Origin of the sequence: Salmonella enterica subsp. arizonae (assembly GCF_008692845.1) — a bacterium.
In the GTDB taxonomy this organism is placed as follows: Bacteria; Pseudomonadota; Gammaproteobacteria; order Enterobacterales; family Enterobacteriaceae; genus Salmonella; species Salmonella arizonae.
Genome location: NZ_VXJW01000005.1, coordinates 1 through 24,228, shown reverse-complemented (window position 1 = coordinate 24,228; position 24,228 = coordinate 1). Strand labels below are relative to the sequence as shown.

21 protein-coding genes, 1 tRNA gene and 4 pseudogenes are annotated in these 24,228 nt (G+C 49.9%); 14 read left to right on the top strand and 12 right to left on the bottom strand.

Annotation, left to right across the window (positions count from 1 at the left end):
- Positions 1-106 precede the first annotated feature (106 nt).
- The 4 genes from F4V61_RS10965 (at position 107) to hypT (ending at position 3,450) form a co-directional block, all read left to right on the top strand.
- Positions 107-778 carry a nucleoside recognition domain-containing protein gene (locus F4V61_RS10965; RefSeq protein ID WP_000068746.1) on the top strand — a complete coding sequence of 224 codons (672 nt, stop codon included), beginning with the start codon at positions 107-109 and terminating at the stop codon, positions 776-778.
- Positions 775-1,236 (top strand): YjiG family protein, encoded by a 462-nt coding sequence (locus F4V61_RS10960; RefSeq protein ID WP_000211979.1) that lies wholly within the window; start codon positions 775-777, stop codon positions 1,234-1,236. Before F4V61_RS10965 ends, F4V61_RS10960 begins: the two co-directional genes overlap by 4 nt.
- 14 nt (positions 1,237-1,250) lie before the next feature.
- Positions 1,251-2,423 carry a beta-aspartyl-peptidase gene (gene iadA, locus F4V61_RS10955; protein WP_058818970.1) on the top strand — a complete coding sequence of 391 codons (1,173 nt, stop codon included), beginning with the start codon at positions 1,251-1,253 and terminating at the stop codon, positions 2,421-2,423.
- 118 nt (positions 2,424-2,541) lie between these two features.
- The gene (gene hypT, locus F4V61_RS10950; RefSeq protein ID WP_000383505.1) at positions 2,542-3,450 is read left to right on the top strand and encodes a hypochlorite stress DNA-binding transcriptional regulator HypT; all 909 of its coding nucleotides are present in this window, start codon (positions 2,542-2,544) and stop codon (positions 3,448-3,450) included.
- 4 nt (positions 3,451-3,454) lie between these two features.
- Here hypT and F4V61_RS10945 read toward each other — a convergent pair whose 3' ends face one another.
- Both F4V61_RS10945 and F4V61_RS10940 read right to left on the bottom strand, forming a co-directional pair.
- Positions 3,455-4,189 carry an aspartate/glutamate racemase family protein gene (locus tag F4V61_RS10945; protein WP_000683257.1) on the bottom strand — a complete coding sequence of 245 codons (735 nt, stop codon included), beginning with the start codon at positions 4,187-4,189 and terminating at the stop codon, positions 3,455-3,457.
- A gap of 238 nt (positions 4,190-4,427) precedes the next feature.
- Positions 4,428-4,958, bottom strand: a complete 531-nt coding sequence (locus F4V61_RS10940) for an Hcp family type VI secretion system effector (protein WP_072159089.1) — start codon at positions 4,956-4,958, stop codon at positions 4,428-4,430.
- A gap of 738 nt (positions 4,959-5,696) precedes the next feature.
- On the opposite strand from F4V61_RS10940, the pseudogene F4V61_RS10935 reads away from it, so the two are divergent.
- Positions 5,697-5,959, top strand: a pseudogene (locus tag F4V61_RS10935) (tryptophan--tRNA ligase); the annotation flags it as partial.
- Positions 5,960-6,016: 57 nt separating this feature from the next.
- Here F4V61_RS10935 and uxuR read toward each other — a convergent pair.
- A complete protein-coding gene (gene uxuR / locus F4V61_RS10930; protein ID WP_012210585.1) occupies positions 6,017-6,790 on the bottom strand; it encodes a Uxu operon transcriptional regulator in 774 nt (257 codons plus the stop codon).
- 350 nt (positions 6,791-7,140) lie between these two features.
- On the opposite strand from uxuR, the gene F4V61_RS10925 reads away from it, so the two are divergent.
- Entirely contained in the window at positions 7,141-7,806 is a 666-nt protein-coding gene (locus tag F4V61_RS10925) for a dienelactone hydrolase family protein (protein WP_058818968.1), read from the top strand.
- Between the two features lie 16 nt (positions 7,807-7,822).
- Here the strand turns inward: F4V61_RS10925 and F4V61_RS10920 are convergent, their stop codons facing one another.
- From F4V61_RS10920 to F4V61_RS10900, 5 genes and pseudogenes are all read right to left on the bottom strand, one after another.
- A complete protein-coding gene (locus F4V61_RS10920) occupies positions 7,823-8,284 on the bottom strand; it encodes a DUF302 domain-containing protein (protein ID WP_038397049.1) in 462 nt (153 codons plus the stop codon).
- Positions 8,285-8,637: 353 nt separating this feature from the next.
- Positions 8,638-9,549 carry an STM4504/CBY_0614 family protein gene (locus tag F4V61_RS10915; protein WP_038397050.1) on the bottom strand — a complete coding sequence of 304 codons (912 nt, stop codon included), beginning with the start codon at positions 9,547-9,549 and terminating at the stop codon, positions 8,638-8,640.
- Positions 9,550-10,056: 507 nt separating this feature from the next.
- Positions 10,057-10,966 (bottom strand): annotated as a pseudogene (locus tag F4V61_RS10910) (IS3 family transposase); the annotation flags it as partial.
- Positions 10,965-12,305 (bottom strand): IS110 family transposase, encoded by a 1,341-nt coding sequence (locus tag F4V61_RS10905; protein WP_211359253.1) that lies wholly within the window; start codon positions 12,303-12,305, stop codon positions 10,965-10,967. The pseudogene F4V61_RS10910 and the gene F4V61_RS10905, both read right to left, overlap by 2 nt.
- A gap of 230 nt (positions 12,306-12,535) precedes the next feature.
- Positions 12,536-12,790, bottom strand: a pseudogene (locus F4V61_RS10900) (transposase); the annotation flags it as partial.
- 84 nt (positions 12,791-12,874) lie between these two features.
- Here F4V61_RS10900 and F4V61_RS22385 point away from each other — a divergent pair.
- Together F4V61_RS22385 and F4V61_RS22380 are read left to right on the top strand one after the other, a co-directional pair.
- Positions 12,875-13,471, top strand: coding sequence for a hypothetical protein (locus F4V61_RS22385; protein ID WP_012210593.1), 597 nt, complete (start codon positions 12,875-12,877; stop codon positions 13,469-13,471).
- The gene (locus F4V61_RS22380; RefSeq protein WP_226998812.1) at positions 13,435-13,815 is read left to right on the top strand and encodes a hypothetical protein; all 381 of its coding nucleotides are present in this window, start codon (positions 13,435-13,437) and stop codon (positions 13,813-13,815) included. Before F4V61_RS22385 ends, F4V61_RS22380 begins: the two co-directional genes overlap by 37 nt.
- A 343-nt stretch (positions 13,816-14,158) precedes the next feature.
- Here F4V61_RS22380 and F4V61_RS10890 read toward each other — a convergent pair whose 3' ends face one another.
- Entirely contained in the window at positions 14,159-15,427 is a 1,269-nt protein-coding gene (locus F4V61_RS10890; protein WP_058820014.1) for a tyrosine-type recombinase/integrase, read from the bottom strand.
- Between the two features lie 199 nt (positions 15,428-15,626).
- A tRNA-OTHER gene (locus F4V61_RS10885) sits at positions 15,627-15,717 on the bottom strand.
- Positions 15,718-15,763: 46 nt separating this feature from the next.
- Here F4V61_RS10885 and F4V61_RS10880 point away from each other — a divergent pair.
- The 6 genes and pseudogenes from F4V61_RS10880 (at position 15,764) to F4V61_RS10855 (ending at position 21,523) form a co-directional block, all read left to right on the top strand.
- Positions 15,764-16,648, top strand: coding sequence for a ParA family protein (locus F4V61_RS10880; RefSeq protein WP_058820015.1), 885 nt, complete (start codon positions 15,764-15,766; stop codon positions 16,646-16,648).
- A complete protein-coding gene (locus tag F4V61_RS10875; RefSeq protein ID WP_058820016.1) occupies positions 16,645-17,019 on the top strand; it encodes a hypothetical protein in 375 nt (124 codons plus the stop codon). The genes F4V61_RS10880 and F4V61_RS10875 overlap by 4 nt, the downstream gene beginning before the upstream one ends.
- Positions 17,012-18,367: pseudogene (dnaB, locus tag F4V61_RS10870) on the top strand (replicative DNA helicase). The gene F4V61_RS10875 and the pseudogene dnaB overlap by 8 nt, the downstream one beginning before the upstream one ends.
- Positions 18,364-19,848, top strand: coding sequence for a ParB family protein (locus F4V61_RS10865; RefSeq protein ID WP_058820017.1), 1,485 nt, complete (start codon positions 18,364-18,366; stop codon positions 19,846-19,848). Before dnaB ends, F4V61_RS10865 begins: the two are co-directional and overlap by 4 nt.
- Entirely contained in the window at positions 19,832-20,371 is a 540-nt protein-coding gene (locus tag F4V61_RS10860) for a DUF2857 domain-containing protein (RefSeq protein WP_080161330.1), read from the top strand. The genes F4V61_RS10865 and F4V61_RS10860 overlap by 17 nt, the downstream gene beginning before the upstream one ends.
- An 18-nt stretch (positions 20,372-20,389) precedes the next feature.
- Positions 20,390-21,523, top strand: coding sequence for an STY4528 family pathogenicity island replication protein (locus tag F4V61_RS10855; RefSeq protein ID WP_058820019.1), 1,134 nt, complete (start codon positions 20,390-20,392; stop codon positions 21,521-21,523).
- A 467-nt stretch (positions 21,524-21,990) separates the two neighbouring features.
- On the opposite strand, the gene F4V61_RS10850 is transcribed toward F4V61_RS10855, so the two are convergent.
- Both F4V61_RS10850 and F4V61_RS10845 read right to left on the bottom strand, forming a co-directional pair.
- On the bottom strand, positions 21,991-22,674 hold the full coding sequence (locus F4V61_RS10850) for a YrhA family protein (RefSeq protein ID WP_058820020.1): 684 nt from the start codon (positions 22,672-22,674) through the stop codon (positions 21,991-21,993).
- Between the two features lie 10 nt (positions 22,675-22,684).
- Entirely contained in the window at positions 22,685-23,800 is a 1,116-nt protein-coding gene (locus F4V61_RS10845) for a DUF6883 domain-containing protein (protein ID WP_058820021.1), read from the bottom strand.
- Positions 23,801-24,228: the final 428 nt, after the last annotated feature.

Below are 24,228 nucleotides of genomic sequence, written 5' to 3'. Positions count from 1 at the left end.
TACTTGCATTTTGCCCTTACCCACATGACTGATAAGGTCTTTCTGTTTCGGGCTTTTTGGCCTGTGGCCACAACCAACACATCATCAAAAAAATTCGGGGATCGCTATGGCGCAACAAGTGGACGAGGCGGCCATGCCGCTTGATACAGAAAAAGCCGGAGTAAAGGGATATCTGGCGTTTTTTCTCACTATCATTTTCTTTTCCGGCGTGTTTTCCGGAAGCGATGGCTGGTGGCGCGTTTTTGATTTTACCGTACTCAACGGGTCATTCGGTCATGTGACCGGTACGCAGACCTTTCGCGGCGCGGGCGGAGCGGGCGCAAAAGACGGCTTCCTTTTTGCGCTGGAGCTGGCGCCGTCGGTCATCCTTTCTTTGGGTATTATCGCGATTACGGATGGAATGGGCGGTCTGCGGGCTGCACAGCAGTTGATGACGCCGATTCTGAAACCGTTGCTTGGTATTCCCGGCATTTGCTCGCTGGCGCTGATCGCCAACCTGCAAAATACCGACGCGGCGGCGGGCATGACCAAAGAGCTGGCGCAGGAAGGCGAAATCACAGAACGTGATAAAGTGATTTTCGCCGCCTGGCAGACCAGCGGCAGCGCTATCATCACCAACTATTTCTCCTCCGGCGTCGCGGTATTCGCCTTTCTGGGAACGTCAGTCATCATTCCTCTGGTGGTTATTCTGCTATTCAAATTTATCGGCGCAAACCTTTTGCGCATCTGGATTAACATCGAAGAACGCCGTCACCCTGCGCAAGGAGCCCAAGCATGACGACTCAGGTACGTAAAAATGTCATGGATATGTTTATCGATGGCGCACGTCGCGGTTTTACTATCGCCACGACCAACCTGTTACCCAATGTGGTCATGGCGTTTGTCATTATTCAGGCGCTGAAAATTACCGGTCTGCTCGACTGGGTAGGCCATATCTGCCAGCCCGTGATGGCGCTGTGGGGGCTTCCTGGTGAAGCGGCTACGGTGCTTCTGGCCTCGCTGATGAGTATGGGCGGCGCCGTTGGCGTAGCTGCCAGTCTGGCTACTGCCGGCGCGCTGAGCGGCCACGATGTTACCGTGCTGCTGCCAGCCATTTACCTGATGGGAAACCCGGTACAGAATGTCGGCCGCTGCCTCGGTACTGCCGAAGTCAATGCCAAATATTACCCGCATATTATCGCAGTCTGCGCCATCAATGCGCTACTGTCTATCTGGGTCATGCAGCTTATTGTTTGAGTCAAGGAGTTATTATGCCTGATTTATCCGCGGCGGAATTTACGCTGCTGCAGGGAGCGCGCCTGTTTGCGCCAGAAGAACGGGGCATCTGCGATGTTCTACTCGCGAACGGCAAAATTATTGCCGTCGACGCTGATATCCCCGGCGATATCGTACCGAACTGTACGGTTATCAATCTTAGCGGTCGTATGCTGTGTCCGGGCTTTATCGACCAACATGTTCATTTAATCGGCGGCGGCGGCGAAGCGGGACCGACAACGCGGACGCCGGAAGTCTCCCTGAGCCGTCTGACGGAAGCCGGTATCACAACGGTTATCGGCCTGCTTGGCACCGACTCCGTCAGCCGTCATCCCGCTTCGCTGTTAGCTAAAACGCGAGCATTAAATGAGGAAGGGATCACCGCCTGGATGTTAACGGGCGCTTATCACGTTCCGTCGCCGACCATTACCGGCTCGGTAGAAAAAGACGTCGCGCTTATCGATCGCGTCATCGGTGTGAAATGCGCGGTCTCCGACCACCGTTCCGCCGCGCCCGCGGGTAATCAACTCGCTAGCATGGCCGCAGAGTCACGCGTTGGCGGCCTGCTGGGCGGTAAACCCGGTGTCAGCGTTTTTCATATGGGTAGCAGCAAAAAAGGGTTACAGCCGCTGTATGACATCCTGGAAAACAGCGACGTGCCGATCGGTAAACTGCTGCCTACCCACGTCAACCGTAGCGAGTCTCTTTTCGAACAGGCGCTGGCGTTCGCGCTTAAAGGTGGCGTAATCGACATTACCACCAGTATTCCGGATCCCGTCGCGCCGGCGGAGGGCATTGTCAGAGCGGTAAAAGCCGGCGTCCCGCTTTCCCGGCTTACGCTTAGTTCGGATGGCAACGGCAGCCAGCCGCTGTTTGACGCAGCCGGAAATCTGACCGGTATCGGCGTCGCTGGCTTCGAAAGTTTGCTGGAGACGTTGCAGACGCTGGTTAACCGCTACGGATTCAGCCTGACCGATGCGCTGCGCCCGCTGACGACCAGCGTAGCCGCTTTCCTCAGTCTGGACGGAAAAGGCGAGATTCGTCCCGGTAACGATGCAGATCTGCTCGTCTTTAGCGCAGATTTACGCATTGAACAGGTGTATGCGCGCGGCAAACGCATGGTCAATGAGGGTAAAGCCTGCGTGAAAGGTACCTTTGAGCCAGCGTAATTCCCGCTAACTTCAGGCTGCCCCGTCACGGCATTCTGAAAGAGGACGGGATAAGCAGTTGTCAGCCGCCCGAATGGACGTAGAATGCCCCTTCGGGCGGCTGACAGGATAACGGTAAATGGATGTAACTGGAGCAGGTTTGCACAATATTGAGACAAAATGGCTGTATGATTTTCTGACGCTGGAGAAGTGTCGCAATTTCTCTCAGGCCGCTATTATCCGCAACGTATCGCAACCCGCCTTTAGCCGGCGTATTCGCGCCCTGGAACATGCCGTTGGCGTTGAACTGTTTAACCGGCAGGTCTCGCCGCTACAGCTTTCCGAGCAGGGTAAAATATTTCATTCCCAGGTTCGCCACCTATTACAGCAGTTGGAAAGTAATCTGACCGAACTGCGCGGCGGCAGCGATTATACGCTGCATAAAATCAAAATTGCCGCCGCCCACTCGCTCTCCCTCGGCCTGTTGCCGACCATCGTTAAGCAGATGCCCACACAGTTTACCTACTCCGTTGAGGCGATAGATGTCGACCAGGCGGTAGATATGTTACGTGAGGGGCAAAGCGATTTTATCTTTTCTTATCACGATGAAAATCTGCAACAGACGCCGTTTGATAATATCCGCCTGTTTGAGTCGCGACTGTTTCCCGTCTGCGCCAGCAGTGAACAGGGCGAGCCGCGCTATACGCTTGAGCAGCCGCACTTTCCGCTGCTCAATTACAGCCAGAACTCCTATATGGGCCGGCTGATAAATCGTACTCTGACTCGCCATGCTGAACTGAGTTTCAGTACGTTTTTCGTCTCTTCGATGAGTGAATTATTAAAACAGGTTGTGATGGACGGCTGCGGAATCGCCTGGTTGCCTGAGTATGCTATCCGTCAGGAGATTACCGACGGACGCCTGATTGTGCTTGATGCCGACGAGCTGGTTATCCCGATTCAGGCCTATGCCTATCGCATGAATACCCGCATGAGCCAGGTGGCCGAAACGTTTTGGCGCGACCTGCGTGGGCTTCAGGCCGCGCTGTAGACCATCAGGCGGAAAGGCGTTGTTCCCCGGCCACAGTGGCGCGAGTGTCCGGCCAGGACTCATACCAGCGAATCGCCGCGCGCACCAGCGACGCCGTGGAGTCAATCATCGGGCACGCTACCGCATCTTCATATCCGGCCACAATTAGCGGGATTTCGGTACAGCCCATAATAATTGCCTGAACGCCGCGGGCAACAAGGCTATCGATTTGCGGCAGCAACAGCGCTTGCGCCGCAGGTTTATCGCCGCGTTTAAGCGTATAAATAGCCTGCATCACCAGCGCCTGTCCCGCGTCTTCCGGCTGAATTAACGTCAACCCATGCGCCTGAGCTTTCTTTTGATATAACCCAGTCGCCAGCGTCGCATTTGTCGCCAGCAGCCCAACATGCCGCGCCGATGGCGGAATGTCTTCCAGGGTAGCGTCCAGAATGCTGATCATTCGCGCTTTCGCAACGTTCTGTAAATCATCAAACCAATAATGCGCAGTGTTACACGGGATAACGATACACTCCGCCCCGGCATCTTCCAGCATATGCAGATAACGCTCCAGATAACGGTATGGCGAAGGCCCGCCGGATAACAGATATGCAGTACGATCGGGAATATCAGGAATAGAGCTGACAATAAGCGGGATGTGCTGTTGATCACAACTGGCATGTCGCAATTCAACAAATTTCTCCAACATATCCGCCGTTGCCGCAGGTCCCATTCCCCCCAGTATCCCAATGGTGTGTTTCATCGCTTTTCCCGCTTATTTACGTCAAGGTCAGAAACACACTATCAACTTGATGTGTATATAAAAAATGCCGTTTTATTAGCGGCTATGCGTAAAAATCATAGCGGGTGTCAGGATCACGCGTTATGGCATTTTTAAGTACTCAATTAGCTATACGAGCGCTAACCTGCCTTTGCAAGACGCTAAACGTTGCTTCGTCACGCGAGAGGCCCCACAGTGAACCCGCTAGCCTGTTTTGTCCTTATCTCCACAATTCCTGTCGGTGAAGTGGCAGCCGTGTTTTGCTTTTTGGCGCTAATGCGGGTATATCCCAACGAATATGGCTATAAACCAAATCCACGGTTTCCGTGGCGCTGTCTTCGGTATGGCCATGATTGCTCATGCGTAAAATCCGCACATTGGTGAGCGTATAAATAATGAATGGCTGCATTGCGCCCTTATCATTACGGCATAATGTCAGCACGCCTTCTTTCACCGTTTTCCCGTTACGATAGTGCTCATAGAGCCCTGGCGTCGCAAGATCGATAGGCTTCGTCAGCGTCAATCCACCAATATATGTTCCTCTCGCTTCGCCGGATTCCCACTTCGCCTGGCTGTGGTTGTAAGCAATAAGTCTTATTTGTTTTTCGAAACCTTTGGTCAAGCTTTCGCCTTCAATACCGTCCAGTTTTAAATAGATGGCGTCCATCCCCCCTCCGTGATTATCAGGCGGCAAAGCAGGCTGACAAGGACAGAACGCCAACAATGAAAAAACGTTCCATTTTCCAGTCATCTCGCTGGTATCCCTACATACCAGGTTAAATGTCCAACGATCTGATAAGACTGGATTCTTGCTAAATACCTTCTGCCATAAACAATCCATTTTGCAATAGCGTGACTGACGTAAAATCTATTACGTCTGGCATTCGAACATCGTTTTATGAATAACCATAACTATTATAAGAACCATATCAAAAAACAAATATCAATATCATCTCTTATTTTTATGTGAGAAATTTCTTAATTATACAGAAGCAGAATATAGACAATTCTTATTCCTTTTCACATTAATGGATTTTTTAGGCTTTTATAATATCAATAACAACCATTCCAATAGAACATATTTAGCATGTGAATATATTTAATGCTTTTATCCCGCGCTGAGTTATCACAGTAATAAATGATTTGCATCAAAAATGCGCGTTTCAGCGTCACATAATTCGGCGGCAATTTATAAAGTCACCTTCCAGAGTAAGCGGCACGTTCTATGGTAAGGCCATATGATTTTGCGCCTGGACAATACATCAGCCGCTTTACCCTTACATTTAGTCGTGATACGTTAGCTGACATGAACATAAAACGCTCCAATGCTACGCAACGTCATCTCCGCCGGCGTCTGCCTTCCTGAAGGCGGAACGGATCAATATTCCTCTTTAAGTAGCCGCCTTTCGGCAGCTACTTTGTTTCGGGACGTCTTTCCCAAAATTCTGACAGATGATCGTCCCACCGGCGCGCTGCACCTCGGCCATTAATTAGCGATTCGGGAAAAATAGAAGTAACGTTGTCTTTACGTGGCTGGATGCGTTCCATCCGGATAAAACCAAAGTCGTGGTGATGAAAGCATATTATCAACAAGGCGGGTCAGGCGATCGTGTTTGTAAAAATGACCTGGAGACTTGTCTGCAAGAGTTGATCGCACCAATACACGAACGGCGAGCAAAATTTATTGATAATAAGGGAGAACTAATGGAATTGCTGAAAAAAGCAGCTGGCGGGCTGCATGAAGTCACGTAAAAGACGCTACAGGAAGTGAAGCGTTGACTTCGTCTGCCAACGTTTTTCCAGGTATAATCAGGCGTCCACGTTGTCCAACGGCCATGACTCAAACAGGTAGCCGTCAAAGTAAATATCATCAACATTGGAAAACTCCAGCAGACGCTGTTTTACGTTTTCCAGATGCTGCCACATCGCCAGCTTCGCTGCGCGGGCGTCTTTTTTAATTAACGCCGCGAGGATCTGTTTATGATCTACCAGCCACTCTTTACGGTAAAGCGTATCGCCCAGATGGCTGTGAAGCTGGAGCCACATCGGGTTATTTTCACGCCATTGCCAGGACTGGCGGAAGAGTTCTACCAACATACTGTTATGGGTCGCTTCAGCTATGGCCAGATGAAACTGCATATCACCGTTTTCTGAGCCGCCGGGCGCGCTGGAAGCTAGCTCTCGCTCTTCCAGTTGTAGCGCCTGGCGCATTTTAATGATGTCTTCACGAGTGGCCTGCAGAGCGGCAAATTCAGCAATATTACTTTCCAGTAACTGACGCGCCTGCAACAGTTCAAACGGCCCGGCGTCATTACAGTGATTTACGTCAGCCTCTCCAATTCCGTCATCACCCACACTGTCGAGCACGTAAATTCCGGCGCCGCGCCGAACTTCAACCAGACCTTTAATCTCCAGCATGATTAGCGCTTCACGCACGACGGTGCGCGTCACATTGAGCCTCTCAGCGAGCTCTCGCTCCGGCGGCAGGCGCTCCCCGGGGCGATACGGCGTCTGAACAATCAGATCGCGTATCATGGCGCCCACTTCCTGATAGGGTCTTTGCTGAGAAGTGTTTGATTTCATATTGCTCGTGCCCGTCCGATGCGATTTCCCAGTGTCAGACTATAGCATTTGTAAAGAAGGATAGCACGCTTAGCATACCAAAAACGCGAAACTGGTTAACCAAAAAAACTGTCATCCGCCTGGTTTTGCCAGCGAAACCAGATAAATATAAAAATAACAGACAACTCTTACTGATGATATATCTTTAACCTCGTCGCCTGAATATGAAAATCATTATTGGTTTACCAATAAATAATTTATCAACCACAAAAAAGACCACCAAATGTGCTTGTACATTGACAGGCACAAAGCACCTGACATAACGTGATCGGCGAGAATCCAGCCTGTCCCCTTTGTATCCAGAACGCATTATGATAAAAAACACTGTGTGTTTCGTCCCAGGTATTTCCGGAGCCAGCAACGCCTCCAGTCTGTCGATCCGCAATCGCCGGGCAGCGATTATTCTGCATGAAATTTATGGGATTAACGCTCATATCCAGCGCGCAGGCCATGAATGGATGACACGCGGATTCGACGTCTATACCCCCTCGCTGTTTCCTCACCATACCCCTTTTCGCTATGAGCAACAGGAGGAGGCTTACCATCACTTTTCAGAAAAGATTGGTTTTGATTCCGCCGTCGTTACCACGTTACTCAATGATCTCAGAGTGCAGTACGAGACGCTGATCGTCGTTGGATATAGCGTCGGCGCCACGCTCGCATGGCTAAGCGCGGCCAGTGGGTTATGCGATGGCGTAATTTGCTATTACGGTTCCCGTATACGCCAGTACACCCATCTTGCGCCTCGCTGCCCGACGCTGGTTATTATCGCGCGCTATGAGCCAGCGTTTGATCCCCTCGCCATGCGTCAGGCGTTGGAAAAGCTCCCACGGGTGCGGTGTAAAATGTACGATGCGCGGCACGGCTTTTGCGATGCTGATAGCGCAACCTTTGATGCAGCCCTATCCCATCAGGTAATGGACCTGGTGACTACATTTATTCGCGACCTCATCAGTGCAAACACATCGCCCGATTGAGACCGGCTTTTCACCTTTAGTGGATACTTTTTTCTACGAGCTTTTCCAGCTTTTTCAAAGCCTGTATGGCTGCGGCATCAAGACCATAACGCTGCAGCGTTTCGGCCGGATGATAACTAACTAACGTTCGCCCATCGGCTTGCTGACGAATAAGAACCCGAAACGGTAAATCCAGCGCCAGTTCGGGATGCGCCAGCATTAGAGGAGTTCCGCCTTTAGGATTACCAAAAACCAGAACCGTTGTCGGCGGCATTTTCAGGTTAACATTTTGTGCCGCTCTGGCATGGTCAAATTCCCCAAATAACACCAGACCATTATCAGCGACAGCTTTCATCAACCGCAACCGGGTCTGCGGATAGTCATAAGCGCTGTATGTTTTAACCATGGTTATCGCTCCGTCCTCTGTTGCAAATCCAGGCCTTATTAAAGTTAACATCAACGTTATCGCCAGTAAAAAAGGCTTTAAAATAGTACTCATTCTTCTCTCTCCCTAACCCAATCCCCATGAGCAAATGCGACACAGACGATATACAGGCTAAAAAATCAATAATCGCACTGTACCGCTTATTATTACATTAAACATCTCACCACTAAAAAAGCCGACAGCAAGACAAAAAAATCAGACGACTGAACAAGTTTAATTAGAGATAATACATTCTGACTTAGCCGCCTGGTTCATCAGACGTAATTGTTGCAGGCAGGCTGGACATGGACAGTGTGGAAAAACCAGAGCATACACGTAGTACGTGAGCATGTTGAACACAGCCTTGGGCCAAACTGGCAAATAAAATAGCCTGATGGGCTAAGCTCTAAGCGACAGCGTGATAATTATTATGGTACAACATCATCTTCTTCAGCCTGCTGGGTAAGGAAAAATATACTCCGCTCAGTAAGATAATAGATACTACAGGCCAACTCTTCAGAGATTCGGAGCATCATTACGTAGTGATGATGCGACTTTTCTTGAGCAATTAGTGGAAATATTTCTGACTCCAACACGTTACTTAAAAATTGAAATTTACGCTCATATTCAGCAGAGATAACGTCTCTCGCCATCAGACTTGCCATGAGTGTATTTAGATTATCTTTCTCGTGATATAAAATACCCTTTTTCTCATGAATTCTGATTAGAACTCTTCTGAAGACAGCGTGGCATTCACTTACGACGCGAGCAAAATCATTAAGCATCAGGCGATTGTACGCCTCCATAAGATCGTATTCGACAAAGCCATACTCCCCAGGGGAATACAAATAATAACGTATATTTTTAAGTCGTTTTATTCTGCGTAATCTTACTATTCTATTATTTTCAAATCGATATTTTAAATTATGCTCATGAAATATATTATTTAAATCACTAATCGCCTTATCTGGCTCTAACCCAAGCGTGATTTCATAGGCCCGAAGATAGGTATCTATATATTTAAAAGCAAGCTCAACTGTATCAATATGTTTTCTTTTATCATCTGTTTTTAACAACAAATTACTAATTTCATCCAGATATGACGTTGAATGCTCATAGAGGGTGAATAAGCCGTACTCTTTGCGCAGAGTCTTACATATTCTTCGATAAACTTCGTCAGAATGACTGTTATGATAACAGTATAATGTCATGTCATAAAAAGAGGAACAACTCCCTAACGTATTAATAATCAACAAAATAATCTGCTCTCGTATTTCTAACGGAATATCTTCATATAACAGGTCGCTATGCCTTAGTGAGTATGGTCTAAAGGTATGCATTCCTCCCCCTGCAACATAACGGATATTACGCTAAATAGTGCCACATTACTCTACTTCAGCGGTTCAGGCGTTAACATCAGCTCAACAATAGGTAATTTTTTCTGATTTTTTAATCGTGCTGAGTGGGTATTTATATTCAATACAGATGATAGACAAAGTAAAGAACCTTGCATATTTATGACGATGAGGCCGGAGTCTTCTTGTCAGATAAAACGTTAGATACCATTAATGAATTGAGAACGATTCTATTATTTTACCCATTATCATACTTACTCAACCGCAAAATCATCCTGACAGACAAAATCAATAAGCCGTTTAATGACAACAACATTCGCTCTGTTGCCATGGGTTGATAAACCTTTATCATACAAACAGTTATTCTATGTATACCTCAACCTCATCTGACGATTTACCCATTCCCAACGCGGACACCGGATGTCTGGAATAGATATAGACCTCTACTACACTCTTCTGTTTTAATTGGCTTGAATCGCCACGGATAATCCAGACACTTCCGAGCCGTTGATAATACTGGTTTTCATATTCTGTTGGTGACATCTGATTACTCGAACCATGCCGACGCTTACTGTTATAAAACATTTCGATGTAATCAAAAATATCGCTGCGGGCTTCTTCCCGCGTTCCGTAGATCTTTTTCTTTATCCGCTCACGTTTCAGTAACTGGAAAAAGCTTTCTGCAACCGCGTTATCGTGACAGTTACCGCGACGGCTCATACTCCCTTCCAGACCGTGTGATTTCAGGAATGACTGCCACTCATGGCTTGTGTACTGACTGCCCTGGTCCGAGTGAACCAGCAACTTTCTTTGCGGATTACCCCTCCATACAGCCATCAGCAGTGCGTTCAGGACAACGTCCTTTGTCATCCGGGATTGCATTGACCAGCCGATAATTTTACGTGAGAACAGGTCAACAACCACGGCCAGATACAGCCAGCCCTCGTGAGTCCTGATGTAGGTTATGTCCTTTACCCAACGCTCATTCGGCGCATCCGGATTGAACTGTCGCTGGAGCCTGTTGGGCGATACGATACAGGCCTCGTCTTTGCGTGCCCGCGGGCTCCGGTACCCGACCTGAGCCTTTATCCCGCAGTCGCCAGACTCTGTTCACTCCGCACTGTTGCCCGCTGTCCCGCAAGTCCAGATGGATCTTGCGATAACCATAAACGCAACCGGACTCCAGCCAGAACTGTTTGATCTGTCCCGTCAGTCTCCGATCTACCTGGTGGCGCTGAGAATGCGGCTGCTGAAGCCAGGCGTAAAAGCCACTGGGATGAACATTCAGCACCCGACAGAGCAGACGAACAGGCCAGCAACTGCTGTTGTCACGGATAAAGGCGTACCTCAGTCGGACAGCTTTGCGAAGTACGCCGTGGCTTTCCTGAGAAACTCCCGGTTCACACGCATAACTCAGGATCTTGCTGGAGAGAGTAACCCAGTGATTTTGCCCTTCGTTTAAGCCCGTCGAGTACGCGATTACGGTAGCGCTCTTCATAATAATCCGCGCCAGGATCGACATATTTCTGACCATATTTAAGGGCATTGTAGAACAGTATTGCCAGTTTTCTTGCCGTTGCAGTGACTGCTTTTGCTTTCCCGATACGGGATGATAATCGACGATAAAAAGCACCCAGCGCGGTATCACTCCGGCCAATTGTTGTGGCTGCCAGTCTTAGTGCAGCAGCAATTCGACTGGATGAACGCCGTGTTTTCGAGGACAGTACTTTTCCACCGGAGATCTTATTCCCCGGGGACAAACACAGCCACGAGGTAAAATGGCTCGCATCCGGCCAGCGATTCATGTCAGTACCGCATTCGGCAACGAATTTTAGTGCCAGATAAGGACCAAACCCATGTATCTGTGTCAGGTCTGCTCCGGTAATTTTCCAGAGTAATGGTCTGACATCAAAGGAAAGCTGATTGGGCTGTTTTGTACGATGTCTGGCGGAGGGCAATACTCCTTCAGGCTCTTCAGTTCCGGTGCTGAGCTGCAATAATGAAGTTTCGATTTGATCATCACACTCACGGATTTTTTCCTGGTAAAAATCGAAAAATGCCACCGACTGTTCAGGTGCAAAAAGATGTTCAGGCTGCCAGTTCCCTGTCAGTGCCTGTTGAAGAACCTCTGGCGTCTTTTTACATCTGACATCACGATACTGGATCAATACTGAAGGATCGCGCTCACCACTGACAATAGCTCTGACGATTGAAAGACCGGTAACGCCAGTAATATCCGATACGGCATGATGCAATTGAACATTCATCTGCATCAACGCCTTCTGCATATGCTGGATATGCGCAGCCCGGTATTCAGTCAGGCGTTCCCGTTGTCTCAAATAAGACCTGAGTACGGAAATGTCGTGTTCAGGTCTGAAACTGGCCCGGAGAAGGCCAAATGAATGCAGCTTCTGCAGCCACTGTGCGTCATTGACATCAGTCTTGCGACCGGGAACATTTTTTGCATCTCTGGCATTAACAAGGATCACATTGAAACCCGCAGCTTCAGGGATCTCAAAAGCAGGCAACCAGTAAACGCCTGTGGACTCCATGGCAATGGTCGTAATGTGACAGGTTTTGAGCCAATCGGACATCCGGTGAAGGTCGGCAGTGAAACGTTGAAAAGTTCTGACCGGCGCGGCGTCAGCATCCGGTGGAACGGCGACAACGTGGAATTCAGCGCCAATATCAACGCCAGCAGCATGAGGATGGATAACAGACATTCGGGAGGATTTTTTCATGGAAATCTCCTTGCTCATTTTTCGATGAACGAAGGAGGGGACGACGGAGAAATCACCTTCCTGAACGGGAACAAAGTCACCACTGTCGGATCCGCCACAGTCCCTGAACCATGTTTTTTTACGGGGTCATACCACCAAAAGGCCGACGGCTGCTTCCTTCGCTAAATTAGCCTGCCAACTTTTCCGGGGAGTTTCTGAGACTCAGGACGGGGTTTCCCCCATGGACAGTTTTTTAATATTTCGTTTTCCATTTCATTGCGTTGTAGCTTTTTCTTCTGCTCGCGTATTTCGATTTGTTCTGGTGTCATCGGAGAGGCTTTTGGTGTTTTGCCCTGACGCTCATCACGCAGTTGTTTGACCCATCTTGTCATTGTGGAAAGGCCGGCATCCATAGCTTTGGCGGCATCTGCCACCGTGTAGTTCTGGTCAACAACCAGTTGAGCGGATTCGCGTTTAAACTCTGCGCTGAAATTTCTTTTTTTCATGGGAGCACCTGTGTTGTTCTGAGGTGAGCATATCACCTCTGTTCAGGTGGCCAAATTCAGTGTGCCACTTCATTCATTGGGCTATTGTGTGGCTGGATCATAGCCGTAATCATTTGTGATATTTTTTCTACAGGAGAGAAATTCAGACAGTGGACAGATATTTTTCTCATTCTGACAGCAGTTGGTAACGGTATTTTTTGGGTGTCAGATAGAGAGGTTGCTGTCGGTAAAACAGCATATGAGGAAACAATTACGGACATTAATGATGCAGCAAAATATCTTCTTGTTCAGGTGAAAGACTATAGCCACATGTGTGATAATAACAGGCTTTCCGAAATGTCATCTTGTCAGTGGGCATCGTACATTCAAGAAACACTAGAAAACATTGCCGGTACAAAATCATCTGTGATTGAATATGTAATACCTGAAAATATTGATACCTTCTACAAAATCCCTGAGTACTATAACAATCAAGTATCTCCGGATAAAATCAGACAGGAATTTCAAGACTACAATAAAAAACTATGTCCAAATAAGGCTCTTTCAAAAACAATAACACAATTGCCACCACCTTCTCGATGGTGCCAGACTCCCCCCCCCCAGCGTACTGTAATGCCATTCAAGAGGGAAAATTTAAAACAGGCATGTCAGACCGTTTCGCTGTCGCCAATGAATGTGTAATTACATCATTGTTAATGTACCGCCAAGTTTTATTGAAAAAACAAGCTCGTTTATCCTTAAGTAAAAACGCCCCTCATTATAGATGGATGTGGTTTATTGCTATGTCTATTTTTATTGGTGGAAAAATTGCTAATGTAATGACAAAAATAGGCAATGTAGACAATCGTGTCACATCTGAAAAGCATAGAATTAAATTTATTATTTTGACAGCATTTAGATTTATAAAGCGTATCTTAATAAAATGCGTAACACTCTCTCAAAAAACATTTTTTTCAACAGTCACCATTATTAAAAAATTGAGAGCAGAACGAAAAAAACCTAACCAAAACAGTAAAAATATTTAATCGCAAGGTCAATTTCAGAGTAACCTGAATAAAGGGTGAGGGGTACTTTTCAGGTACCCCTAGAGATACGTTGATAGTACGTTTTAATTTCCTGAAGAGGCTCACACTATTGACAACCGAGTTTAATTCTTAACCGTTATATAAGAGCATTGAGGGTTAATTGAGTACAAAATTCAGAAATCTGACTAACCATCTACTTTGTTAAAGATCTCGTGGATCGTTCTTACCGATGATACAAGTGAATGCGGTGCTCTTACTAGTAATACAATTTGAAGAAGTCACCTACTAGCCTTAACTATAAGACTGGACGAATGAATCAAATTAAACAAATATGTAAAACAACTCATACGCCATTCCCCCGGTTGATCTTCGCATAGTCAAACGGCGTAATCCCTTTATCCCGATTCGCATCCAAAAAATCAGCCCACCACTGCAACATCAACTTGCGCTCATCCAGATGTTCCGCTTTATGGATATACGCCGCCCTCACCGAATTGTGTTCCATATGGCTCATCTGCCTTTCCACCGCATCCTTCGACCATAGTCCTGACTCAATTAACGAACTACAGGCCATTGTGCGGAAACCGTGGCCGCAAACCTCAACCTTAGTATCATATCCCATCACCCTTAGCGCACTGTTCACGGTGTTTTCACTCATGGGCTTACGCGGATCGTGATCGCCAATAAAAATGAGTTCATGTTCGCCGCAGAACTGTTTTATTTGCTTCAGGATCGCCAGCGCTTGCTTTGAAAGCGGCACCAGATGAGGTGTACGCATCTTTGATCCTCGCTGAGAATGTTTCACGCCGGGAATAGGCTCTCGCTCAGGCGGGATGGTCCACATTGACGTTTCAAAATCGATCTCTGACCAGCGAGCAAAACGCAGCTCACTGGAGCGAATAAAGATAAGCAGAGTGAGTTCCGTTGCCCAGCGGGTCAGCGGCCTGCCGATATAGCCGTCTATTTTCTCAAGTAACTCAGGGATGCGCTTTAACTCCAGCGCCGGACGATGCTGCCGATTACTGGAAGCTACCGCCCCCGCCATCTCCTGCGCCGGGTTGTAATCAATTACCCCGCTTTGCACTGCATAACGCATGATGGCCGTGGTGCGCTGTTGAAGACGGGAAGCCACCTCAAGACGTCCAGATGTCTCTACGGCTTTGATGGGAATTAACAGATCGCGGGTACCCAGTTCAGCAATATTGCGAGTACCAATTGCCGGGAAGATATTATCCTCCAGGCTCTTTTTTACGCGATTAGCATGATCTTCCGACCATTTTTGGTTGGTCACGAGCCACTCTCTGGCAACCTTCTCGAAAGTAATAATCTCTTTCGCCTGCTCTTCTTTCACAGCACGTTTATGCTCACGAGGATCGATACCAGCAGCTACCAACCTTCTGGCCTCTTCCCTTTTCTTCCTGGCATCCGCCAGCGAAACATCCGGATAAACGCCGAACGCCATCAAATGCTGTTTACCACCAAAACGGAAACGAAATCGCCAATACCTGGAACCGTTAGGCTTTACAAGTAAGAACATGCCGTCGCCGTCAACAAGTGAATACTCTTTCTCCTCAGGTTTCGCAGAACGAACTTTAGTATCCGTTAGGGCCATAATGGTCCTCCTTCGATTGGTATCTCGTGAGTATACAAGCAATATCGAATCGGCAAATATACTCATTAGTATACTCACAAGCTTGTTGATGTGGGTTGAGTTAGGTTGACTTCAGTTGAGGGAAAAAGCGGATAAAGCCTTGTGTGGCACGGATTTTGGGCATAAAAAAGACGTCAATTGACGTCTATTTACATGCTTTTGGTGCGAAGGCCGGACTCGAACCGGCACGTATTTCTACGGTTGATTTTGAATCAAAGCGATCGGGTAACTTAACCTACTAACAAATCAGCGTTTTTACAGTGAAGTCCTTTTCAAACAACGAAAAAGGCACTGGTTATGAAAAACGCAGATGCACCTGATTTACCAACACTCATTGCCGCTATTCTTTCCACCAAAGGCGGCGTGGCGAAAACCACCGATACGGCGAACCTCGGCGGCTACCTGGCCGATCAGGGGTTGAAAGTCCTGATGATTGACGCCGATATCCGCCAGCCGACGCTCAGCAGCTATTACCCTCTTGATAACGAAGCCCCTGGCGGGATTTACGAGCTTATCGCGCAGAACGAGCTGGATCCAGCCATCATCATCTCACACACCACCATTCCCGGACTGGATATCATCATCTCCAACGATCCGCGCGGCGAACTGATGAACCTGCTTCAGGCCGCGCCGGACGGTGTGATCCGTCTGCGCCATCTGGTACGCCAGATCCCCGGCTACGACATCATCCTGATCGATACCATCGGCGCACGCACTATCGCGCTGGAAATGGTCCTGCTGGCAAGCGATCTGGTGGTCTCTCCAGTGCTGCCGGAAATGCTCTCCGCACGCGAGTTCCTGCGCGGTACGCTGCAAATGTATCAGGATCTCCAGCCCTTTACCCGCTACGGCATCCCATTACCGCCACTGAAGGCTGTGATTAATAAACTCGACCACACCAACGACGCTCGCGAGATCCACCACAACCTGCTCCAGGTATTGCAGCATAAACAACAGGAGCAGGAACTGCTGGTTCCTACCGACATCCTGATGACCCCGGTTTACGCCAGCGTGGCTTACCGCCGGGCGGCATCGCTGGGCATGCCGGTGCATCGGCTGGATGCTGCCAGACCGAAAGGACGCACAACCCCCTGCGCTGCCGAAACTATGCGCTCGCTGGCCGAGGAGCTGTTTCCGCAACTTATCGCTCTGCCATCCCTGAATAGGGAGGGCATCGCATGAAACGGAAAATCTGGCGGGCATTTTGCTCTTATTACGCCCAACGCCCCTTTGAGAAAGATGACGAAGTACTCGTGTACTTTGAAGCCGCCGATCGTGAAGAGGCGCGGGAAACCCTACCGGTGTTAATGTCGCTACTCTGGCATATCCCACCGGAAAAAGTGGACTGCTACAATCTGGAGGATGAAGACGAGCTGCGTGATAACTCCGGCTCGGAGACTACCCCAAGAGACTGGCCGCTGTTTGAAATCGGCTGGTCCCGCAATAAACCACTCTACTCCAGCGATTTACCGCTATTGCTGCTGCCACCGCATCAGCAAACCCGCCTGTGGGAAGCCTTTCTGGCCTGTCAGGAGGGAAATCGCGATGAATAAGCGCAAACGGCCACAGCCGCCCCACTCTGTCGAAGCGGAACAATCGGTACTCGGCGGACTGATGCTGGATAACGATCGCTGGGATGACGTCGCCACGCAGATTTCCGCACAGGATTTCTTTATCTCCGCGCACCGCACTATCTATAGCCATATGCAGACCCTGGTCGAACAGGGAAACCCCATCGACCTGATCACCCTGAGCGAATCGCTGGAACAGCAGGAGCAGCTCGAACAGGTGGGCGGCTTCGCCTATCTGGCGGAGCTTTCTAAAAACACGCCCAGCGCCGCCAATATCATTCCCTACGCGCAATATATTGCCAGCTACGGCGAGCTGCGCCAGTTGATGTTACTGGGCAATGAACTGAGCGATATGGCAGGCCAGCCGCGCAACTATGTGGCCGATGTGCTGGCCTTCGCCGAACAAAAGCTGTTTGCCATTGCGCAGTCGTATCAGGATGGCGGCCTGACCGACATCAGCGCCTGCTTTGACAACGTGCTGGCAGGCATCGCCCAACGCTACGAGGCAGAACGCGGTAGCCTCAGCGGCACGCCTTCCGGCCTGGAACAGCTCGACGCCCTGACCTGTGGCTTCCAGCCTGCCGATCTGATTATCGCCGCCGCTCGTCCCTCGGTCGGCAAAACCGCCTTCGCCCTGACGCTGTGTGTCAACGCGCTAATGCTGCGCCCCACCCAGCCAGTACAAATCTACAGCATGGAAATGTCGTCGGAGTAACTACTGCTGCGGCTGGTTTCTCTGATTGGCCGCGTCTCGCAAACCCGGCTACGCAGCGGCGATCTCGGTGATGACGACTGGCAGCAGATTGGCCTCAGCGCCAACGTTCTGATGACAGAATGGAAAGATCGCCTGCTGCTCGACGATTCCGGGATCCTCACCCCATCCCTGCTACGCAGTCGGGCCAGACGATCGATGCGCCAGCATGGAATTCCCTCGCTGATCGTGGTTGATTATCTGCAACTGATGCGCTGCGGTGGCGCGGAAAATCGCAATCAGGAGATCTCGACGATCTCCCGCTCGCTGAAAGCGCTGGCTAAGGAACTACACTGCCCGGTGCTGGCACTGTCGCAGCTTAACCGGGCGCTGGAATCACGCCTTAACAAGCGCCCCTGCAATGCCGATCTGCGCGATTCCGGCTCTATTGAGCAGGATGCCGACGTGATCTTATTCCTCTATCGCGACGAGCTGTACGATCCCAACACGCTGGATCGGGGCATTGCCGAAGTGATTGTCAGCAAACAGCGCAACGGCCCGACAGGCACGGTGCGAACCCGATTTATCAGCGATCAAACCCGCTTCGAATCGCTCAGCCACCAGGGAGTGGAGTCATGAACAACAAGCTGACTTCGACGGAACTCCAGTCCCGCCTGCTACAGGGCAATTTCGATCGAGGAAGATCGCCCGATGAGCGATTTGCCGATCCGCAGATGGAAACCTCGATGATCGTCACGCTGGAGCAGCTTCGCCCTTACGATCTCAACCCCCGGTTGATGCGCAACCCCAACTATGACGACATCAAGGAATCGATCCGTCGTCGCGGGCTGGACACGCCGCCGCCGATCACCCGTCGTCCCGATCAGGAGTGGTTCATCATCGCCAACGGCGGCAATACCCGCCTGTCGATCCTCAACGAACTGTGGCGCGAAACGCATGACGAGCGGTTCTGGCGCATTCAGTGTCTGTACAAGCCGTGGGCCGGTACATCCGATCAACCCATGCTGGGCGAACTGCGCTGCCTGATCGGCCATCTGGCGGAAAACGATATGCACGGCAAACTCAGCTTCATCGAGCGGGCGCTAGGGATCAACAAGGCGCGGGAGCTGTACCAGCAGGTGGAAGAGTGTCAGCTTTCGCAACGAGAGCTGGCAGAGCATCTGAAGAACGACGGTTATCCGATCAACCAGTCACACATCAGCCGAATGGAACAGGCGCTGGAGTACCTGCTGCCCTGTATCCCCGAAGTACTGTACGCCGGGATGGGCCGCTCGCAGGTGGAAAAACTGCTGTCATTGCGGGCGGCATCATTACATCTCTGGCAGCGTCATTCCGCCGAAGACGTCGGTTCCTTTGATAATCTCTTTTCCTCTGCGCTGTCGCTGTTCAACGACCAGCCTGAAGACTTTGCCATCGAGCGGGTGCAGGATGAGCTGCTGGGGCTGATGAGCCAGGAGCTAAACGTTGACTACAACCTGCTGTTGCTGGACGTTGATCCTTCTGAGCAAAAACGCCAGGCCGTGCTCGGCCCCACGCCAGAGCCGCCGCCCTATATTCCACCGGAAGACCCCGAACCGCTCCCGATAACGCGCAGGCGTAAACCTGAAACAGAGGAAGAGGACGTTGGCGCGCCAGTCCCTCTGCCTGAACCAGAAGAAGCGCCATCGCTCTTGTGTGAAGGGACCGAACCCGTTACGGATATCTGGCGCATCCCACAACTGTGGGACACCACGGAGTCCTTACGATCGGCCAGCGATCGTCTGGCGTGGGATCTGGCGGAACATTACGCCATCGATGATCGGGTGATTTCTGACGCCGACATAAATGGCATTGGCTTCCAGGTGATGCCATTCGCATCAGATCACCCCATGTTCACCCGGCCACAGTCACGCGCCTGCTGGGCGCTGCTGGCGGCGCTCAACGAGATCCCGCTAACGGAAGATCTGGCCTCTGCACTGACGCCTGGGCTCTTTTTTCAACGTGATGCAGACGGCTTCTTCTTCAGCGATGAATTTCTTATTAAAGCATTCCGGCTGATCCGTATTGTCCGCCGAATCAAAGAATTACAGCAGGAGGCACAACATGCTGCCGACGATTAATCAGGCCGTTTTGTCACAGGTGATACAAGCCCTGAAGGACGGCAATGTGCGCTGTTGCGAAGCGCTGGGCTTTGACCGCGAAGAGTTAAACGAACTTAACGCCCTGACCTTTGAAGAGCTAATGCACATGGGCAACACCTCGGCGCAGTTCCTAAAAATCACCATCAACCATGACGTGCTGCGCAAAATGCTGGTTCAGGTACGCCAGGAACAAAAATTCCAGCAACTGGTCAGCCAGGCGGTGCAGCTTGGCGGCTCAATAGCGTTAATCAGCCACTACTTCGGGATATCGACTGCTGAAATCAGCGCCCGCCGTCGGCTGATGGGGATCCACGTTCGTCAGGGGCGCAACCAGGTTCCCGGCGAAGAAGAGGAAGCCGCGCTCTGGAATCGCTGGCAGGAGATCAAAGTGGACAACATCGACTCTATACCGGCACTGGAAGCCATGATGCTGCTGGCACAGGAACGTTCGCTCTCGCTGACCGTAGTCTGGAATCTGATCCGCCAGTGGGAAAAAAGCTGAGTGACCGAGGGGAAGATCATGACACCGTATATCCAGGCGCTGATCGCTATGACCGGCGACAAACTCCAGCAACGGATGCAAAAGGATCCGACAGCCGCTTCCGATAGCCTACTGTTTATGGGCAAACAACATGACACGGTTCCGCGTCGCCTTTTGCAGGATCCGCTGTTATCGCCCAGAGATAAATTCGCCTGGCAGGTGATCCGAATGCAGGCGCAGGACAACGGCGGCGCGGTGTTCCCCTCCTACAGCGAATTGCAGGTGCAGCTATCTAACCGCCCGCATGATGAAAAAGCCTCGCGCAGTACCGTCAGCCGGGCATTGTTGATGCTGCGCCTGACGCGCTGGCTCAGCCTGTGCCATAAGGCGCGGGATCGGGTATCCGGGCGTATCCTGGGGAATGTCTATGCGCTGCACGATGAACCGCTGAGCGTGCTGGATGCCGTGCGTTTCGATGCCAGCTATCTTCATCTGCTGGAGCAGTGCTCGCGACATGAAAACAAGGCCATCCGCGCCACTGCGCAAGGCATTCTGTACGACATTCGCCAGGATACCAGCCTGCGTTATTTAGCATCGCGTATAGAGGTGCTGGAAGAACGCGCCCGCTGGCAGCAGCGCCAGTCTCCTGAGAAGACTAAGCCAGAAACGTCCGGTCTCAATACGGTACCAGGCAAAATTTCACCTGGTACCGAATCGAGACTAAGCCGGAAACCGGGACCTGGCGGCTTAGTCTCAAATCAGGGCCAGGCTTCTGTACGTACTGTATCTACAGATCTTTGTAATAGTACTACCGCGCGCGTGAACAGCTCGCCACCGAACTGGCCACCTGAAATTCCGTTAACCCATCCTGAAAAACAGCTGGTCTTGCAGGTCATGCAGAACCTGCCGCCCCCACTGCGCCAGGAAGTGCTTGATGATGCAGCCCATCGCGTTGCCCGTGGCGGCATACAAAACCCGTTAGCCTATCTGCTGGCGACGCTGCGCAAAGCGCAGGACGGTGAGTTTAATCAGTATCGGCGCGGCAAAGTGACGGTACCGGAGTTTGTACTGCCTGTGGTTTCAGAGCCGAAAATACCGGTTGAGCCGCGTAAAAAACGGGATATCAGTAAGTTGGTTGCGGAGATTCGGGCGCAATGTCAGGGGAATGCCTGATACTGTGGCGGCTTTATCGATTCCTGCTCATATGTTTATAAAAACCGTTTTTATCGACATATGGTCGGAACGTGTCGATGCCATAAACATATTTCGGCCATATGTTTAAAAAAATGCATTTTATCGACATATTTCCAGATGCTTGATTTGGGATGCCCGGCGTTGTCAGTATGAATTAATGGATAAGCAGTACCCCATTTTTGATGTTTTACAGCTTGCAGGCTGTTTTTAGACATTACACCCTACAAGCTGTAAAAGTCGATGCCTTCATGCTTTTCAGCTGCATAGTTTAAAAAAATGACAATACAGGTACTTTTAGTACCTAAAAACGAAATAATTTAAACTATCCAGATACACGACATCGATATGGAAACCACGATGATGCCACTTCATAAAAACGGTTTCCCAGCCTGGATGGGATGGCGAACCATAGCAGCATTAAGGCGTCACGCCGAAGTGCAGTATCTTCAGTTCACCGTATCAACTAGCGCGGATAACAATTCGCTGAAGTAGGCGTGTGACTCAATGACGTAATCCGTTGATGCTTTATCGCGGATCTCAAAACAGTCATCTGTGAAACTGTAGGCAAACACGGACATGCCATCTTCACCAATCAGTATCTTGTCAGAGAGGTTCGGATCGACATAAATATCGTTGTCGCGTGTTTCAAAGTTGCGGATGTAGATATTCGACCATATTGGCTCGCCGTTTTCCGCTTGCACCATGCTGTACAGAGTCAAACCATTGTACTCAAGCCCATCCATGATTTTGAACATATCAGAGTAGTCCAGCCGGTTGATCATCAGGCGCTGGATATCCTCATAAACCCTTCTCTTCTGAGCATCCCATTCTGCAGGGGCTGCTTCGCGCATCAGGTCCGCCATTACATCTGGGTCTACTGGGTTGGCTACCGGATAATTATTGTCAACCAGCAGTGTTTTGAGGATACCAGGAGTGAAATAACTCTTTAACTGAGCGGGTAGCAAAGCAGGCATTGCTATTGTTCTTCCTTTCTCGTCGCAAAACTCAACAAGATAGCCCAGTGTTGGGGTATCAAAAACCATAACAATCGTACCCACCGTCCCTTTAGCCAGCCCTTCATCCGGCAAATCCTCACCTAAAACCACAACGTCTAATTCGGCTCTTTTCATTTTTGTTTTCTCATTTAACGAATATGGTTGTCAGGCGAGGAACTAGCGCATCTGTTTCATACATCCAGCCTGTACGCACGATCACTGTTTCACCGTTGACTCCTAAAATGGGCATATCGACAGCCATTGTTTGACCGTAATTATTGGCCTGTAACACTTTTGCTGGGGCCGATAATACGCCTTCCTGAATTCTTGCTGCTAAAACATCCGCATTAGTTGGGTTGTATCCCAGCGCTGACTCAAACACCCTTGCTTTGTGCCCACCTGTAGGATGTGTTGAATCTAAAGCATAAGCCGCGAGTTTTTTCGGGTCGATAACGGCGTGTTCGGCGTTCACTAACGTACCGCTCTCAGATGTGAAACCTTTTACATATGGGCTTTCAAAAGTTGGTATTTTACTCAGACTCGATATTTCATCTAGTTCACTGAGAGGGTTTAACCTGCCCATTGTCAATCCTGCCGCAACGGAGGCACCCGCAATGATTAGCCCTTTGTTGTTCATGACTTGATCGTAACCCGCTGGAGCATCCCCACCAAGCTGCTGCGCGGTTTCATGAAACCCTTCAATGTTGCCGTTATATACACCGCCGGCGGCTAGCAGGCGTCCAACAGCTTTACTGTTCAGTGTCTTCCCCGCCGGTACGGTTGTTGGAGCGAAATAATCGTGGTGTATACGTTGAGTGGGGACAGGCTTCCTGCCTTGCCGATCGGCAATTGCGTGCTGGTAGGCGCTCGTGATTTCGTCCTTATACCATGCATGCCACGATGAAGCTGTAGGGGTAAAAATCAGATCGCCGTTGTCGTCAATGTAAAATGGATTCCTGTCGCTGCTCCAGCGCCTGGAGGTATCCACACCAACAAGCCAACCAATTTGCAGCTCGTGCTCTACCTCATCATAAATGGGATCTGCGTAGCTGCGATGCCTCCGCTCATACGGTCGTTGATGTGGGGATATGCTGTATTTTTCTTTGGGAAGACCAAAAGTGAGACTGTGACCGTTCGCTTCATAAGATAGATCATAATGTATACACGCCTCTCTCAGCGAGCCTGCTGGCGTGAGAATGTATTGAAAATCCTCAGGGTCTAATTGCCGTGTTAAATCATGAGACCGGTAAAGTCGAAACATGCGGAATCCTTATCCTTCCATTTTATAAGGATTCTCTGCGCCGAAAGATTGAAAATCAACCGATGAAAGCTCTCAAAATATAACAACTCATTACTGATGACTGGAACCGCCAAGACGCCAGACGAAAGCAGGCTGGTTGTTAACCTTACGCTGAGGTGAGGAAACCGCTTTGATGCCACTGACATCATATTAAGACCTATCAATCCCCACCAACTAATAGGCAAAAGGGTGATGCCAGTGGCATCACCCTAACACCTATCAACCCACTATTAATTAATAGGCAATGATAACGGTAACGTTCCGTAACGTTCCGGTGAACTCACATTTTCAAATTTTTTCAGCCCTGTAGCATCGTGGTCATGTCTATCCCCTGAGGCAATAACATGACCACTCACCACACCACCACGCAAAAAGCTCAGCATGTCCGG